Here is a 16504-nt window from a genome sequence, read left to right as displayed (position 1 = left end):
CGTGAGTGCGCGAGCGCGGCGAGGATGCCGATGAGGAACGCCGCCCGCATCGTGGAGATGGCGTTGGCGCCGATCGCGGGCGCGAACGGCGGCGAGTTGCTGTTCGCGCCGAGCGCCCACGCCGTCACGAGACTCGTGAGCGTCGCCAGCACGACCAGCGTCCAGAAGACGGGTCCCGCCACGCTTACCGACCCTCGTTGCTCGGCTTGGCGCGCATGTCAGTTTGAACCAACGGGAGGCGAATAAACGTTCGCGTGACTGCTCCGAATCGCGCAGGTCAGAATCGAGCCGAGACCACAGCGCTGGGAGCAGAGGCGGGCGTCGATTTCCCCCCGGGAACCGCACAACGTGAGGCCCGTGCGGTCCGTGCTACGCGCCGACACTCCCGACTAGATTGGAGAGATTTATAAGTAAGCGGCCGCTCGCTTCGAATGCGAACGCTCGGTTGGTGTAGTCCGGCCAATCATGTTGGCCTTTCGAGCCGACGACCAGGGTTCAAATCCCTGACCGAGCATTTCTCTGCTACCGGACCGCGTAGCGACGCGCGTGTCGCCACCCGTTTACCCGTGTTGTTGCGGCAGTCGCTCGTTTCCGGACCAATTTCGGAATTGGAACTCCTGTACGAACGAGTTCCCAGCCGCAGCCCACGCCAGCTACGTTACTGACCAGACCGTGAGTGCTAACACCCTGACCGGAGAACGCGGAGGTATGAGCTACGAGGCGGTGTTCTTCGACCTGGACGACACGCTGTACTCGTACCCGGAGTGCAACGAGGCCGGGAAGGAGGCGGCGTGGCGGGAAGCCCGCGAGCTGGGCTACGACCTGTCGCGGGGCGAGTTCGACGACCTGTACGCGGCGGGGCGGCGGGAGGTGAAGCGCGAACTCGCGGGGACGGCGTCCGCCCACGAGCGGTTCCTCTACTTCAAGCGCGCGCTGGAATTCCACACGGGGACGCACCGCGCGAAACACGCACTCGCGCTCGGGGAGGCGTACTGGGGGACGTACGTCGAGGAGATGGCGTTGTTCGACGGCGTCCGCGAGACGCTCCGGGAGCTACAGGCTGCGGGCGTGGACGTCGCTATCGTGAGCAACCTGACGACGCGCATCCAGCTGAAGAAGATCGACCGCCTGGGCCTCGACGAGTGCGTCGACCTGGTGTTGACCTCCGAGGAGACCGGCAGCGAGAAGCCGAGTAGCGTGATGTTCACCCTGCCGCTGGCGCAACTCGACAGACGGCCCAGCGAGACCGTGATGGTGGGCAACGACGTCGAAACGGACGTCGAAGGCGCGAACGCCGTCGGTCTGACGACGGTGCTGTTCAACGGGGAAACCGACGGCGAAGCCGGGAATCGACAGCCCGACCACCAGATTGATGCCATCGGCGAGGTATCGGAGGTGGTACTGTAATGCTCGCTCGCGAACGCGTCGCAGTCGTCGACCACGCACCGTCGCTGGCGGAGCTGACCCCGGGCCGCACGGGGAACCTGAGCGTCCGGAAGGGCGACCGGTTCGCGGCGACGCCGACGGGGGTGCCCTACGACGGCTTCGACCCGGCGGACGTCCCCGTGGTGACGCTGGACGGGGACGTTGTGGCAGGAGACATGAAGCCGACCAGCGAGGTGCCGATGCACACTGGCATCTACCGGCGCCTCGACGCGGGCGCAATCGTGCACACGCATTCCACGTGGGCGACGACGCTGGCGGTGCTCGGCGAGGAACTCCCGCCGATTCACTACATGATCACGGCCGTGGGGCGCCGCGTCCCGGTCGCGGACTACGCGGCCTACGGGACGGACGAACTCGCGGAGCTGGTCGTGTCCGAGATGGCGGACGCCGACTCGGACGCGTGCATCCTCGGACATCACGGCCTGGTCGTTACGGGCGACGACCTGGCGTCGGCTGTCGAGAACACGTTCGTCGTCGAGAACCTCTGTCGCGTGTACCTGCAGGCCCGACAGCACGGCGAACCAGACGAGCTTCCAGCTGAAGCGCTGGCGACAGTCGAGGAGAAGTTCCAGTCCTACGGACAGTAGCCGGTCCGCTGACCACGCCGTTCGGCACGCGGTTGCCGTCGACCACCGCGGCACAATCCGGGCGTCCGAATCGCGGCCATCGTTACGCGTTGTTCATCCGGGTTTTCGTCGTCGCACCGCACGCCCGGCACTCCGAAACCCGGTACGGCTCGCGGGAGAACTCGGCGTTCTTCTGGTCGTCGCTCTCGGTGAGGATGTCGATTGACACCTCGTGTGGCTGCTCCCGGCCGCACTCGGAGCAGTCTTCGACGATGCTATCGGAATGTAGGTTTTTACTCGCCATCGGACCCGACCTACTTTGACGGTAGACTCCCACCTCCTTCGGCTGTGTGCCTAAGAGGTTAGGTCGCTCCGCGTTCGGATCGCGCTCGGATGCGTTCTCCTCGCCGGTACCGGGCGGCAGGGGAACGCTTACCCCGTCCTGGGGGTAACCGCGACGTGATGCGCGCGTTCCCGCAGATTCCTGACGTCGCCGACGCACCGGCCGGCCTGCTCGACGGCCACCTCTGGCTCCAGGAGTGGGTCGAGGGCGCCCCGCTCCGGGTGCAACTGGAGTCGTCCGGGTTGCTCGTGTTCGGCGACGACGAGCGCGTCTTCGACGAGCCGCCGCTCGGGTATCGGTGCGCCGTCAGGCACGTCCGCGACCGGTTCGACCGCGAGGTCCTGCGGGCCGCCCTCGACGACGTCGAGTCGGCGGTTTTCTACGGTGTCGCGACGCGGAAGCGAACGCTGGACTACGACTGGGCGCGCCTCCCGCCGTTCCTCGGGTTCGACGTCTTCGACGCCGGCGACGACCGGTTCCTCCCGCCGGACGCCGTCGACCGACTCTACGACCGGCTCGGTCTGGCGTCGCTGAACGCTGTGCGGAAGGAACTCCGCGGCGCCGACTTCGACCCCGATAGCTACGACCTGCCGGAATCGGCGTGGCGCGACGGTCAGGCCGCCGGCGTCCTCGTCAGGAACAAGACGGGCGACCGCGCGAAACTCCGCGCTGCGCCCGACGAGCGGCGAACCGTACCCCCGTTCGAGGACGACCCCGCCGAGGTCGCTGCGGACCTGGTCACTGCCGACCGCGTCGAACGGGCCAGCGAGCGCGTCACGTCGGGCGGGAGTGATGCCGTAGCGGAGCGCGTCCTCGAACTCGTCGCTCGCGAGGAGTACGCACGCCTCCTCGGTCCCGAAGCGACGGTGGATCTGGACGCGCTCCGGTCTGCTGTGGGCGAACGGACGCGCCGACTGCTGAACGACCAGTAACTCGCGAAGGCTCGCGTGGGTTCACGCCGCGTGGTCCACGACGTACTCCTCGATAGCGCGCGCGGTCCTGTCGTCCATCGGCGGTGCCTCGTAGTCCTCGAGGAGGCACCGGACGCGTTCGCGTCCCAGTTCGAACGCGGACCGCTCGCCGTCGTCGGCCCAGGCGTCGTGTGACTGTTTGTCCAGTACCGCGGACTGGTACGACGGCCGGCCGGCTGACCGCGCGTCGTCGAGAAAGTGCCCCGCCGGGTCCGTATCCGCAATCCGCTCGAGGGAGATGGTTTCGCTGTCGACCGGAACCCCGGTCCGGAGGTAGTCCAGGGAGCGCAACGCCTCGCAGTCGAGGACGAACTTCTCCGGGGAGACCGCCGAGTACGACTCCAGGACGCCAGCCGCGTTGAGGGCGAAGTCGACCCCGCTGAACGCCGTCGCCGCGCCGACGAGCGTCGACTCGAACCCGCTCTGGTAGTCGACGGTCTTCGCGTCCGAGAGCGAACCGCCCCCTCGCGACGGAAGGCCGTAGCGTCGCGCCATCTGGCCGGCGAACGCGGCGAACAGCGCCGATTCGGGACTGCCGATGGACAGCGACCCGTACCGGTCGTCGACCATCGCCGAGGGGACGCCGTACACCACGGGCGTCCCGGGATTGACGAACTGGGCGAGCGCGATGGCGACCAGGTTCTCGGCGTTGGCCTGGGCCAGCGACGCGCCCAGCGACGGGGGTCCGGACGCACCGGCCATCGTGAACGACGAGACGACCAGCGGCTGGCCGTGCTCGGCGTACGTCAGCAGGCCCCCGAGCATCTCGGCGTCGATGCGCCGCGGGGGGACTGTGTTGATGAGTCCGGCCACGAGCGGCCGTGAGAGGTCTGGGTCGTCCATCGCGATGCCGACCATGTCCATGCACGCTTCGGCGCGCTCGCGGCCGTGGGTCGGCCCCATGACCGGCTTGTCCGAGAGCGTCAGCGACCGTTCGAGCATTCTGAGGTGTCGGTCCCGCTGGTCGACGTCCGTCGGTTCACAGAGGTTGTACCCGGAGCACGTGATGACGTCCTCGGCGTGCGCGAGTTTCACCAGCGTCTCGTAGTCCGCCAGGGTCGCGTCCCGCCGTCCGTCGTCGAAGGTGCGCACTGTCGACGGGCCGTAACTCGGGGCTCGGACGGGCGGGCTGTCCCCGCCCACGGTAACGTCGTGGTCCGGGTTCCGGGCGTGCAGTGTGAACGACGACGGAGCGCGGTCGACGGCGTCCACGACGACCTCGCGAGGGAGCGTCGCGACGCCGTCCTCGTCGACCGTGCCGCCGTTCGCGCTGACGAGGGCGCGAGCCGGCTCGTGGCCCAGCTGGATGCCGAGTTCTTCGATGATGCGCATCGAGGCGTCGTTGACGGCGTCGACGCCGTCGCTGTCGAGCCACTCGAGGGTCGGCACGGCAGTCGAGGCCGTGTTGAAATCCGCCACGCCCACCCGTTTCCGGCAGCCGCACATAAGGATTCCCGCGTGCGGGGCGTTCTCGAATCCGCCTTGTCGCTGTCCCCGGGTTCGCCCCGCCGGTGGCCGCATCCAACGAACGCAGTACTCGGTCGCGTGGCGCTCCATGACCAATCAGTCTCCTGTCGCGTCGTGGTTCGCGGCGCGGAACCGGCACCTGTCGAAGTGGTCCGTGACGGCGTCCAGAGACGCGACCCCCTGTCGCAGGAATTCGAAAGGGAACGTGGGATGCTGGCAGTGGTCGAGGCCGCCTCAGTCGTCCGCCGGGGCGTCGCCGTCGGCCCGCTCGACGTCCACCGATATCTCGGCAGCGGCGGCCTTGTACTCGGGAATCTTCGCACGCTCGTCGAGCACGTCGTTCGTGAGGCGGTTCGCTGACGCGTCCGCGAAGTGCGGCGTCGTCCAGATGACGCCCTCCTTGATGTCCTCAGTGACGTGCGCCTCGACGGTGATTTCGCCGCGCCGAGAGGTCACCGTCACCTCGTCGCCGTCGTCGATGCCGTATCGCTCGGCGTCCTTCGGGTGGATGTCGACGAAGTTCTCGGGGTGCTGGCGGTTCAGCGTCGGCGAACGCCGACTCATCGTGCCAGTGTTGTAGTGCTCTTCGAGGCGCGCGGTCGTGAGTATCAGCGGGTACTCCTCGTCGGGCGTCTCCTTGGGCTCCTGGTGTCGCACGCCCTCGATCTGGCCGAGCCCGTTGTCCGTGTCGAAGGAGTTCTCGTAGAGGAACTGGTCGCCCTCGTCGCCCGGTTCGTAGCACGGCCACTGGATGCCCTCGGTCCCGAGGGTGTCGTAGGTCATTCCGTGGTAGATGGGGCAGACTTCCCGGAGTTCCTCGAAGACCTCCTCGGGGTCGTCGAAGTCGAACCCGGCGTCCTCGCCGAACAGTCGCGTGCCGACTTCCGTGAGGATGTCGAGGTCGTGTCTGGTGTTCTCGTGGACCTTCTCGACGGGCCGCATGCGCTGGACGCGGCGGTCGGTGTTCGTGACGGTCCCGCCCCGCTCCGCCCACGTCGTCGCGGGCAACACGACGTCCGCGTAGTCCGCGGTCTCCGTCAGGAAGATGTCCTGGACGACCACGAACTCGAGGTCGTCGAGGCGCTCTTCGACGTGGTTGCCGTCCGGTTCCGACATGACGGGGTTCTCGCCCATGATGTACAGCCCCTGGACGGTGTCCCCGGCGGCCCGGGATATTTCGACGTTCGTCAGTCCCGGTTCGTCCGGGACTTCGAAGCCCCAGACGTCCTCAACGCTCTCCCTGGCTTCGTCGTCGTCGACGAGCTGGTAGCCCGGGAGGACGTTCGGCATCGCGCCGACGTCACTCGTCCCCTGGACGTTGTTCTGGCCGCGCAGCGGGTTGACGCCCGTGCCCGGCTTCCCGAGGTTCCCGGTGATGAGCGCGAGGTTGATCTCGTTCTGAACGTTGTCGACCCCGCAGGTGTGCTGGCTCATCCCCATCCCGGTGAAGATGGCGGAGTTGTTCCCCATCGCGTACTTCTCGGCGGCTCGCTCGATGTCCTCCAGGGGGACGCCGCACTCCTCGGCCGCCGCTTCCTTGTCGAAGCCCTCGAGGGTCTCCCGCAGGTCCTCGAAGCCCTCGGTCCGCTCCTCGATGAACGTCTCGTCGATCCAGCCCTCGTCGGGGTTCTCGTCGTGGCGGTCGAGAATCGTCTTGATGACGATGTTCAGCAGCGGGATGTCGGTCCCGGGCTCGAGCTGGAGGTGCATGTGGCGGTCGGTCTCCTCGATTTCGAACGACCGCGTGGTCTTGTTCGCGTGCGGGTCGACCTGGATGACCGTCGCGCCCTCCAGGACTGCCTGTCGGAAGTACTGGCTGTTGGCGATGGGGTGTTGTTCGCCGGGGTTGGCGCCCTGGATCCAGAGCACGTCCGCCGCTTCCTCCAGGTCGGCCATGCTGTTGGTCATGGCACCGGCACCGAGGCTGGTGCGCAGCGCCCAGACGGTGGACGCGTGGCACATGCGGGTGCAGTTGTCGACGTTGTTGGTGCCGTAGCGGCGCGCGAGCTTCTGGAGGAGGTAGTTCTCCTCGTTCATCGTCTTCGACGACCCGAAGAAGCCCATCGCGTCCGGGTCGTGCTCCTCCCGGATGCGCGAGAGCTCGTCGACGACGCGGGTGAGCGCCTCCTCCCAGGTGGCCTCCCGGAACTCCCCGTCTTCTCTGATCAGCGGTTCGGTGAGGCGGTCTTCGTGGCCGACGACTTCCGTCGCGGCGCCGCCCTTGATGCAGACTCGCCCCTCGTTGACGGGTGCGTCGCCCCAGGGCATGAACCGCATGTCTTCGGGCGCCTCGCCCGGCTGTACCTTGATGCCGCAGCCGACGCCGCAGTACGGACAGATGGTTTCGACCGGTTGCTGTTCGTCACTCGACATGGGTCAGTGGGTCCGTTGAACTGTGATCATTTGGCAATCTCTTGTGTTGATGTGGCGATGCCACGAGTATGAATCTTTCCGCGACAGTGCTCGAGGCCGCCGCTTGGGTGGGCGACTACGCTCCCGACGACTGGGGAACACTGCTGTGAAGAGTCCGTTCGCTCGGTCGCCACGACAGCACTCGGAGTGCAACGGGCCGTTCAACGCTGTACGCGGTCGAGTACGATTCGTCGAGCCCCGTTCGGCAGCCGTTTCGGGCGATGTCGTGCGCACGCCAACCACCTGACCTCACTCACTCGCCGCCGTCACGTGGTTACACTCGCCATCGTTCACGTGTCTCTGCTCGTCGACGTTCTCGCCCGTCCGCACCAAGTATCATACCGATGCTGGTACGTTGTGGATGGCGAGTGCAGGCCGCAGCGTCTCCCAGAACACTTGCGAACTGGCCCCTTCGGCCCCGGATTCACTCGACGCGGGCGTCCCATTCGACGTAGCCCCGGTCACTCCAAGCCGACGTCTCGGTTGTAGTCCGTCGGTCAGCCGCTCGGGTCCACGAGGTGGCTCGCGGTGAACAGATTCTCCGGGTCCCACGTCCGCTTGACCTCGACGAGCCGCTCGTAGTTGCCGCCGTAGGCCGCCCGGACGCGGCGTTCGGGCTCGTCCTCGCTGAGGAAGTTCATCGCCGCGTCGCCGGTCGCGTACGGCTGGACGGCTTCGTGCAACCGGTCGACCCACTCGACGTGTCGGTCGTCCGCATCGGGACTGTCCCACCGAGCCTCGACGAGGAGGTGGTGTGCGGCGTCCCGGTGGGGGTACGCGGTCGCGTCCGCCTCCGGCGCCGTCTCCGCCCCGCCACGCGGCGAGAGGAACACGGTCGCTCCTGCCGACGGGGCGGCAGCCGCGTGGTCGGCGATGGTGTCGATGGCGTCCACCGGTAGCTCCGGGAGGTAGTGACTCCGGAGGTGCGTTCGCATGCGACCGCGGCTCTCCCCCGCACCCTGGAACGCCACGTACGAGCGCGGACGCATGCTGTCCAGCAGCGGGTCACCGAACGAGCGAAGCGGCTCGAGGACGCGGTTCGCCTCCGCAGGTGGTCCAGCGTAGCACGCGATCAGGATGGCGACCCGGCTGTCGCGTACCTCCTCCGGGAAGACCGGGGACGCCGGTAACACCATGCTGCCGAACAGCACTCGCACCTCGCGTGGCGCGTCGGCCACGAACGACTCGTAGCGGCGAGCGACGGCGCGCGCGTCCGCCATCGGATATATCAGGGACCCCGCGAACACCTCGTCGACCTCGTGCAAGCGGAACTCGAAGCCGGTGACGACGCCGAAACTGCCGCCGCCGCCACGGAGCGCCCAGAACAGGTCCGCGTGTTCGTCGGAACTGGCGTGGACCAGTTCGGCGTCGGCCGTGACGACGTCGGCCGAGAGGAGGTTGTCGCTGGTGAGTCCGTGGGTGCGGCTGAGCCAGCCGACGCCGCCGCCCAGCGTCAGGCCGGAGACGCCGATGTTTGGGTCCTGGCCGCCCGGCACGGCGAGGCCGAACGCCGCCGTCTCGTGGTCGACGTCTCCCCACGTCGCACCGGGGCCGACCCACGCCGTTTGCGCCTCGGGGTCCACGCGGACCCAGTCCATCGGACCGAGGTCGAGGACGATGCCGTCATCGCAGACCGCGCTGCCGGAAACGTGGTGTCCGCCGCTCTTGACGGAGAGTTCCAGTCCGTGCTCGCGAGCGACCTCGACCCCGGCCAGGACGTCTGCGGTGCCCGAACACGCCAGCACTGCGCTCGGATAGCGGTCGATTCGCGCGTTCCACACACTGCGGGCGTCGTCGTATCCGGAGTCACCGGGTTCGAGCACGCGCCCACGAGTCCGGGTGTCGAGAGCTTCGAGCGGGTCGCCAGCGTCCGTGTCGTCAGTCACGTGGTCGGCCTCCGTGAGAGCGGTGGTGGGTCGGGGGTCAGGTGGTCGTTCGCCGGGTTCTCGTTCCCGCGTCCGCCTGCGAGGGTGGTGGCTCGGACTTAGAACAGCCCGGAGATGGTGCCGTCCGGGTCGATGTCCATGCCGGCCGCGGCCGGCTCCTCGGGTAGTCCGGGGAGCGTGAGGACGTCGCCCGTGAGCGCGACGAGGAACCCGGCACCGGTCGACGGGTACACTTCGGTCACTTCGAGCGTCCAGTCCTCCGGCGCGCCCTTGCGGCTGGCGTCGTCGCTGAGTGAGTGGAACGTCTTCGACATGCAGATCGGCATGTCGTCGAATCCGAGGTCAGTGAGGCGTTCGATGTCCTCCTCGGCGCTGCCGTGGTACTCGACGCCGTCCGCGCCGTAGATCTCGGTCGCAATCGTCTCGATCTTGTCCGTGATCGGCTGGTCGGTGTCGTACAGCGGCTCGAACTGCGAGTCGGACTCCGCGGCCTCCACGAGTTCCTCCGCGAGTTCCACGCCGCCCTCGCCGCCGTCGCTGAAGACGTTCGATTCGGCCGCCTGGATGCCCAGGTCCGACTCGCAGTGCTCGATGACCGTTTCGACTTCCGCGTCGGTGTCCTGGGGGAAGCGATTGACGGAGACGACGACGGGCACGCCGAACTTCTGGAGGTTCCTGACGTGCTTGTCGAGGTTCTCGAACCCGCGTTTCACCGCGTCGACGTCCTCCTCCTCGAGCGCGTCGACGTCCGGCGGCCACATGTCCTGTCCGTGGTACTTGAGCGCGCGGACCGACGCCACGAGCGTCACGGCGTCGGGTTCCATGTCGCCGAACCGGCAGACGATGTTCATGAACTTCTCGGCGCCCAGGTCCGAACCGAAGCCCGCTTCGGTGACCAGATACTCCGAGAGGTTCGAGGCGACTTCGTCGGCAATCAGGGAGTTGGTGCCGTGTGCGATGTTCGCGAACGGACCGCCGTGGACGAAAGCGGGCGTCCCTTCCGTGGTCTGGACGACGTTCGGCTGGAGCGCGTCCCGCAGCAGAATCGTGACGGCGCCCGTGGCGTCGATGTCGTCGACGGTGACGGCGTTCCCGTCCTCGTCGTAGGCGACGATGATGCGGGCGACGCGGTTCTTGAGGTCCTCGAGGCCGTCCGCGAGACACAGCACCGCCATCAGCTCGGACGCCGCAGTCAGGATGAAGCCGTCCTCTCGGGGGATGCCGGTGACTTCCCCGCCGAGGCCGATGACGGTCTCGCGGAGCACGCGGTCGTTCATGTCGATCGCGCGCGGCCACTTGGTCCAGTTGACCGCGATGTCGAGGTCGTTGCCCTGTTTGATGTGGTTGTCCAGCATCGTCGAGATGAGGTTGTGCGCGGACGTGAGCGCGTGGAGGTCCCCGGTGAAGTGGAGGTTGATGTCCTCCATGGGGAGCACCTGCGAGTAGCCGCCGCCCGCGGCGCCGCCCTTGACCCCGAACACGGGCCCGAGTGACGGTTCGCGGATCGCGATGAGTGCGTCCTTGCCGATCTGGTTGAACGCTTGCCCGAGGCCGACGGTCGTTACCGTCTTGCCCTCGCCCAGCGGCGTCGGCGTCATCCCGGTTACGAGGACGAGTTTCCCGTCGTCTTCGCTTTCCTCGAGCGTGCGCTCGATGGCGTCGAGTTTGAGTTTCGCCTTGTGTTCCCCGAAGAGCTCCAGGTCGTCGCCGTCGAGGCCGAACGGTTCGACGACGTCTGCGATGTGGTCTTTCTCGACGGACTGTGCGATCTCGTAGTCGGTCGGCATCCCGGAATCGCTGTCTGATGGCATCGTATTGAGGCGTTCCGGTGTCGGCGTTATCAAATACTGCCATACGTATCAGTATCTGGGAACGAATTGGTTGTGGGTGTCTCGCACGGTTTGATGCGGTCGTGCTCGCGACGCGTCGGTCAACTCCGAGCCGTCACTGCCGACCGGTCCCTCCAGGCGGATTGCTGGCGTCACTCGAACAGTGGTGCCCGCCTCAGTCTGTCTCGTGATCTTTGCGGCCTGCTCGTCGGTATCCCAGCCCGGCACTACTTGTTTGCTGGATGAATTGTTGTGGTTGCGTGGCCGCGAACCGTCCGCCGACTGGAGCTTTTAATCTGGGCGGTGTGAATCCCGTGCCATGGAATACCACGAGGCGGCGAACGCGCTCGAGCGGCTGCGACACAGCCGCCCGAAACTCGGCACGGAGACGACTGCCTCGCTGCTGGGCGACCTCGGGAACCCCCACGAGGACCTGACGGCCGTGCAGGTCGCGGGCTCGAACGGCAAGGGGAGCACTGCTCGCGTGCTCGCAGACATTCTCCGGGAAGCCGGCGCAGACGTCGGCCTCTACACCTCGCCGGACCTCAACGACCTCCGCGAGCGCGTCCGGGTACGCGGGCAGAAAATCCCAAAACGCGAAGTCGCGACGTTCGTCGACGAACACTGGTCGTCGATCGTCGACCACTCCGTGCGGGGAGACGAGCCGACCTTCTTCGAAGTGGTGACCGCGCTCGCGCTCTGGCACTTCGACCGCGAGGACGTCGACGTCGCCGTCCTCGAAGTGGGAATCGGTGGCCGATACGACGCGACGAGCGTCGTCGACCCCGTCGCGAGCGCCGTCACGAACGTCAGCCTCGAACACACCGACATCATCGGGGCGACCGTCGAGGAGATCGCCCGCGACAAGGCGCAGGTCGCGCCGACCGACGGGCCGCTGGTGACCGGCGCGACGGGAACCGCGCTGGGGACCATCCGCGAGGAGACGAACGTGACTACCGTGGGCACCGATGACGGCGACGTCGTCGCGAGCGAGGGCGAACAGGTCTCGATAGCGGTTTCGGCCGTCTCGCTGACGGGCCCGGACTGGAGCGTCGAGACGGAGTCGCCGCTGCTGGGCCGACATCAGGCGGTCAACGCCGGCATCGCCGCGACGCTCGCCCGACAGGTCGCCGCGAGAACCGGCCTCGACGTGACAGACTCCGACGTCGCGGCCGGCGTCAGGAGTGCGAGCGTCGCGGGACGCTTCGAGGTGATGGACGACTCGCCGCTGGTCGTCCTCGACGGCGCGCACAACCCCGCCGCGTGCGAAACCCTGACTGACACGCTCGGACGCTTCGACTACGACGACCTCCACCTGGTCTTCGGTGCGATGCGCGACAAGGACCACGCGGCGATGTGTCGCGCGCTCCCCGACGCGGACCGGGTCCACCTGGCGCGGCCGGGGGTCGACCGGGCCCAGGGGACCGACGTGCTCGCCGCCACCTTCGACCGCGAAACTACCGCAGCGATCGACCGGGCCGGGTCGGTCCTGGACGCAGTCGACCGGGCGCTCGACTCGGCGGCTCCAACGGACTGCGTCCTGATTACCGGGTCCCTGTACGTCGTCGGGGAGGCCAGGACTCGGTGGACGCGAATCCCCCGGGTCGTCGATTCCACCACGGTATCGCGTGCGCGAGCGACGCTGCGGAGCGCCGACGTCCCAGCGGCCGCCAGAGCCGACCGCGACGACGACTTCGTCAGCCGCACGGTCCGATTTCGCGCCCGCCCGGAGCGGGCAGCCGATCTGACGGAGGCGATGCTGGAAATCGGCGGGACGGGGGGCGTTTCCGGCGTCGCGGCCGCCGACAGGGACGCCGACGTGGTCCTGTCTGGGACGCTCTCGCAGTTCCGCCGGCTGCTCGACCGGCTTCGCGGCTGGGGCGACGACGCGCAGCACTTCGCAGCCCAACTGGAAGACGCTATCAGCCCGACCGACGACGCATCCGGCGACTACCCGTGGAGCGACGGAACCGCCGTGATGGGCGTGTTGAACGTGACCCCGGACAGCTTCCACGACGGCGGAGCGTACGTGGACGCGGCCGACGCCACGTCACGGGCCGAGGAGATGGTCGCCGCAGGGGCGGACATCATAGACGTCGGGGGCGAGTCGACGCGACCGGGCGCCGACCCGGTCTCGGTCGTCACCGAACGCGAGCGCGTCGTACCGGTCGTCGAGCAACTCGCGGACGCCGATGTCGCGGTCTCGGTTGACACCCGCAAACCGGACGTCGCGGAGGCGGCTCTCGAGGCGGGCGCCGACGTTGTCAACGACGTCACGGGGCTCACCGACGCGCGGATGCGCCGCGTGGTCGCCGACTGGAACGTCCCCGTCGTGGTGATGCACAGCCTGTCCGCACCGGTCGACCCCGGTCGAAGTCACGCCTACGGCGACGTCGTCGACGACGTCTTCGAGGCGCTGTCCGAACGGCTCCTGCTCGCCGAGCGCGCGGGAATCGACCGGTCGCGCGTCGTCGTCGACCCCGGACTCGGGTTCGGGAAGCGCGCCGTGGAGAGCTTCGAACTGCTCGACAGGCTCGGCGAGTTCCGGGCGCTTGGAACACCGGTGCTGGTCGGGCACTCCCACAAGTCGATGTTCGAGCGCGTCGGGTGTGGGCCCGGCGAGCGGGCCGCACCCACCATCGCGGCGACCGCGCTGCCGCCGAGCGCGGCGCTGACGTCGTTCGCGTCCACGACGTCGCCGAGAACGTCGCGGCTGTCGCGACCGCCGACCAGACGACCGCGGCGTCGAAACACGACGTAGCAGACGAGTGATACCTTGTGGAGGATTGGGCGTCTCGAGCCCCGAAACGCGGGAGCAGGCGGGCTTTTAATGTCGAACCGGGTTCGATTGCGAACACAGGTATGAGATTGGTAACTGATAGCGCGGACACCGGGTACGTGGCACGGACGACGCGCGCCGACAGTCGAACCGGGCGACCACCTGGGGGTCGGCGATGAGTTCCAGGGACCTCCCCGAGACGGCCGAGACGGTCATTCTCGGGGCCGGAATCGTGGGGAACAGCCTCGCGTACCACCTCGCGCGGTACGGCCGGGAGGACATGGTCCTCATCGACAAGGGGCCGCTGCCGGACCCCGGCGGCTCGACGGGGCACGCGTCGAACTTCCTGATGCCCGTCGAGCACTCGAAGGAGATGACGCACCTGACGCGGCGGAGCATCGAGCAGTACAAGGAGTTCGACACGTTCACGAACAGCGGCGGTATCGAGGTGGCCCGCACCGAGGAGCGCGTCGAGGAACTCAAGCGCCGCGTGCAGTCCGCGAAAGCCTGGGGGGAGCCGGGCGAACTACTGACGCCGGAGGAAGTCGAGGAGATGGTTCCGTACGTCAACACGGACCTCATCAAGGCCGGCTTCCACAGTCCCGGCGCCGGCACCTGCGACCCGCTGCGCGCTGGCGAAGTGATGCGTGCGCGAGCGGACGCCATCGCGTCCGGAGAAGTGGATCCGGACGAGGTCAGCGAGGTCGAACCCGACGGCGGGACCGCCGCAGTCGACCAGGAGTCGGCGGGCGGCCTCACAGTGTCGCCGAACACGGAAGTGCTGGACCTCCACGTCGAGGGCGGCGAGATCCAGTCCGTCGAGACCGACCGGGGCACAGTCGACGCCGACGAGGTCATCATCGCCGCGGGCCTCTGGAGTCCGAAGCTCGCCCAGATGGCCGGTGTGGAGATTCCGCTCACGCCCGCGGTCCACCAGATGGTCAGCGTCGGCCCGATCTCGTTCTTCGAGGACTACGAGGGCGAGATCTCCTTCCCGGTCGTCCGCGACATGGACACCCAGATGTACGAGCGCCAGCACGGCAACGACCTCGAGGTCGGGTCCTACCAGCACCGCCCGATTCTCTGGGACGTCGAGGACGTCCCCTCGATCGACGAAGCGCCGCTGTCGCCGACCCAGCCGCCGCTCACCGAGGACGCCTTCGAGCAGTCGATGGCGGACGCGCTCGACATGGTGCCGGAACTCCTCGACGACCCCGACGCGGGCGTCCGCCACGAGATCGACGGCCTCCTCTCCCAGACCCCGGACGGCGGGCCGCTGCTCGGGCAGCTACAGGACGTCGACGGCCTGTGGTCGGCCGCCGCGATCTGGATCAAGGAAGCGCCAGCAATCGGCGAGGCGCTGGCCCAGCAGATCACGCGAGGGTGGTCGGACATCGACATCCACGCGTCGGACGTCAACCGATTCTACGAGTACGGTAACTCCCGGGAGTTCGTGAAGAACCGCTCCGCCGAGGGGTTCCAGAAGATCTACGGCATCGTCCACCCGCACGAACAGTGGCAGACGTCGCGGCCGCTCCGGACGAGCCCGTTCTACCACCGGCAGGACGACCTCGACGCGCGGTTCTTCGAGGCGGCGGGCTGGGAACGCCCGCAGTGGTTCGAATCCAACCGCGACCTGCTGACCGAGTACAACTCCGAACTGGCCGACCTCACGCGACCGAACGAGTGGGACTCGCGGTGGTGGTCGCCCATCATCCTCGCGGAACACCTCCACATGCGCGACAACGTCGCGATGGTCGGCGACATGGGCTTCACCATCTTCGACCTGGTCGGCCCCGGCGCGACCGAGTACGCCGAGCGCATGGCCGTCGGTCGGATGGACGTCGACGTCGGCAAGTCGGTGTACACGCCGATTCTCGCGGAGAACGGCGGCTTCGTCTCCGACCTGTCCGTCGTCCGCATCGGCGAGAACCGCTACCGTGTCATCACGGGCGGCGGCATGGGTGGCTCCGACAAGGCGTGGTTCCGCGACCACCTGCCGGAGGACGGCTCCGTGCAGCTGGTCGACCAGACGTCCTCGCTGTGCACGCTCGGCGTCTGGGGGCCGAACGCGCGGGACCTCGTGGACTCCGTCGCCGAAGAGGACATGTCTCACGAGGCGTTCCCGCCGTACACGGCCCAGAAGATCACCATCGGCGAGGTGGACGCGTGGGCGCTGCGGATCTCCTACGTCGGCGAGCTCGGCTGGGAGATCTACGCCCCCATGGAGCAGGGCCAGCGGCTCTGGGACACCCTCTGGGAGGCCGGCCAGAAGCACGACGTCCGGCCCGCCGGAATGGGCGTCTACGGCACGACCGCCCGCATGGAGAAGGGCTACCGGCTGTTCGGCCACGAACTGGAACTGGAGTACAACCCGGCCGAAGCCGGGCTGACGTTCCACGGCGTCAAGGACACCGACTTCGTCGGCAAGGAGGCCTACGCGCAGGCACTCGACGAGGAGAACGCGGCGACGCTGTGCACGCTCTCCGTGGACGACCACATGTCCGAGGACGGCGAGCGCCGGTTCATGCTCGGCAACGAACCGATTCTGGACCAGGACGGCGAGGTCATCGTCGACGAGGAAGGCCGCGAATCGTACGTGACGAGCGCCGGCACCGGCGCGAGCGTCGGGAAACACCTCCTGATGGCGTACCTCCCGCCGGAGCACGCCGAGGAGGGCGAGCAGCTACAGGTGGAGTACATGGGCGAACACTACCCGGTCACCGTCGAGGTCGCCGGGAGCCGGCCGCTGTTCGACCCGGAGAACGAACGCATCCGGAGCTGAGGCGGCGACCCGGACCCCGG

General features: G+C 67.8%; 9 protein-coding genes, 1 tRNA gene and 2 pseudogenes. 6 read left to right on the top strand and 6 right to left on the bottom strand.

The features are described 5' to 3' along the window. A pseudogene (locus tag GRX66_RS03430) lies at nucleotides 1-182 on the bottom strand (inorganic phosphate transporter); the annotation flags it as partial. Between the two features lie 257 nt (nucleotides 183-439). On the opposite strand from GRX66_RS03430, the gene GRX66_RS03425 reads away from it, so the two are divergent. From GRX66_RS03425 to GRX66_RS03415, 3 genes are all read left to right on the top strand, one after another. Next, nucleotides 440-514, top strand: a tRNA-Glu gene (locus GRX66_RS03425). A gap of 194 nt (nucleotides 515-708) precedes the next feature. Then, the gene (locus GRX66_RS03420) at nucleotides 709-1407 is read left to right on the top strand and encodes an HAD family hydrolase (protein ID WP_159525275.1); all 699 of its coding nucleotides are present in this window, start codon (nucleotides 709-711) and stop codon (nucleotides 1405-1407) included. After that, entirely contained in the window at nucleotides 1407-2033 is a 627-nt protein-coding gene (locus GRX66_RS03415) for a class II aldolase/adducin family protein (protein WP_159525274.1), read from the top strand. Before GRX66_RS03420 ends, GRX66_RS03415 begins: the two co-directional genes overlap by 1 nt. Before the next feature lie 82 nt (nucleotides 2034-2115). Here GRX66_RS03415 and GRX66_RS03410 read toward each other — a convergent pair whose 3' ends face one another. Further along, nucleotides 2116-2316 carry a DUF7835 family putative zinc beta-ribbon protein gene (locus tag GRX66_RS03410; protein ID WP_159525273.1) on the bottom strand — a complete coding sequence of 67 codons (201 nt, stop codon included), beginning with the start codon at nucleotides 2314-2316 and terminating at the stop codon, nucleotides 2116-2118. A gap of 158 nt (nucleotides 2317-2474) precedes the next feature. On the opposite strand from GRX66_RS03410, the gene GRX66_RS03405 reads away from it, so the two are divergent. Continuing rightward, nucleotides 2475-3287, top strand: a complete 813-nt coding sequence (locus tag GRX66_RS03405) for an RNA ligase family protein (protein WP_159525272.1) — start codon at nucleotides 2475-2477, stop codon at nucleotides 3285-3287. 21 nt (nucleotides 3288-3308) lie between these two features. Here GRX66_RS03405 and GRX66_RS03400 read toward each other — a convergent pair whose 3' ends face one another. The 4 genes from GRX66_RS03400 to GRX66_RS03385 all read right to left on the bottom strand — a co-directional run bounded on the left by GRX66_RS03400 (nucleotide 3309) and on the right by GRX66_RS03385 (nucleotide 10902). After that, nucleotides 3309-4745, bottom strand: a complete 1437-nt coding sequence (locus tag GRX66_RS03400) for a trimethylamine methyltransferase family protein (RefSeq protein WP_159525271.1) — start codon at nucleotides 4743-4745, stop codon at nucleotides 3309-3311. Between the two features lie 282 nt (nucleotides 4746-5027). Beyond that, a complete protein-coding gene (gene fdhF, locus GRX66_RS03395; protein WP_159525270.1) occupies nucleotides 5028-7166 on the bottom strand; it encodes a formate dehydrogenase subunit alpha in 2139 nt (712 codons plus the stop codon). Nucleotides 7167-7702: 536 nt separating this feature from the next. Continuing rightward, nucleotides 7703-9091, bottom strand: coding sequence for an FAD-binding oxidoreductase (locus GRX66_RS03390; RefSeq protein WP_201292903.1), 1389 nt, complete (start codon nucleotides 9089-9091; stop codon nucleotides 7703-7705). Between the two features lie 98 nt (nucleotides 9092-9189). Next, complete coding sequence (locus tag GRX66_RS03385) at nucleotides 9190-10902, bottom strand: formate--tetrahydrofolate ligase (RefSeq protein ID WP_159525269.1); 1713 nt, start codon at nucleotides 10900-10902, stop codon at nucleotides 9190-9192. A gap of 337 nt (nucleotides 10903-11239) precedes the next feature. Here GRX66_RS03385 and folP point away from each other — a divergent pair. Both folP and GRX66_RS03375 read left to right on the top strand, forming a co-directional pair. Further along, nucleotides 11240-13692: pseudogene (gene folP, locus GRX66_RS03380) on the top strand (dihydropteroate synthase). Between the two features lie 182 nt (nucleotides 13693-13874). Continuing rightward, a complete protein-coding gene (locus GRX66_RS03375) occupies nucleotides 13875-16484 on the top strand; it encodes a GcvT family protein (RefSeq protein WP_159525268.1) in 2610 nt (869 codons plus the stop codon). Nucleotides 16485-16504: the final 20 nt, after the last annotated feature.

Origin of the sequence: Halobacterium bonnevillei (assembly GCF_009831555.1) — an archaeon.
Taxonomy (GTDB): domain Archaea; phylum Halobacteriota; class Halobacteria; order Halobacteriales; family Halobacteriaceae; genus Halobacterium; species Halobacterium bonnevillei.
This window is presented reverse-complemented; position numbering and strand designations above follow the sequence as displayed.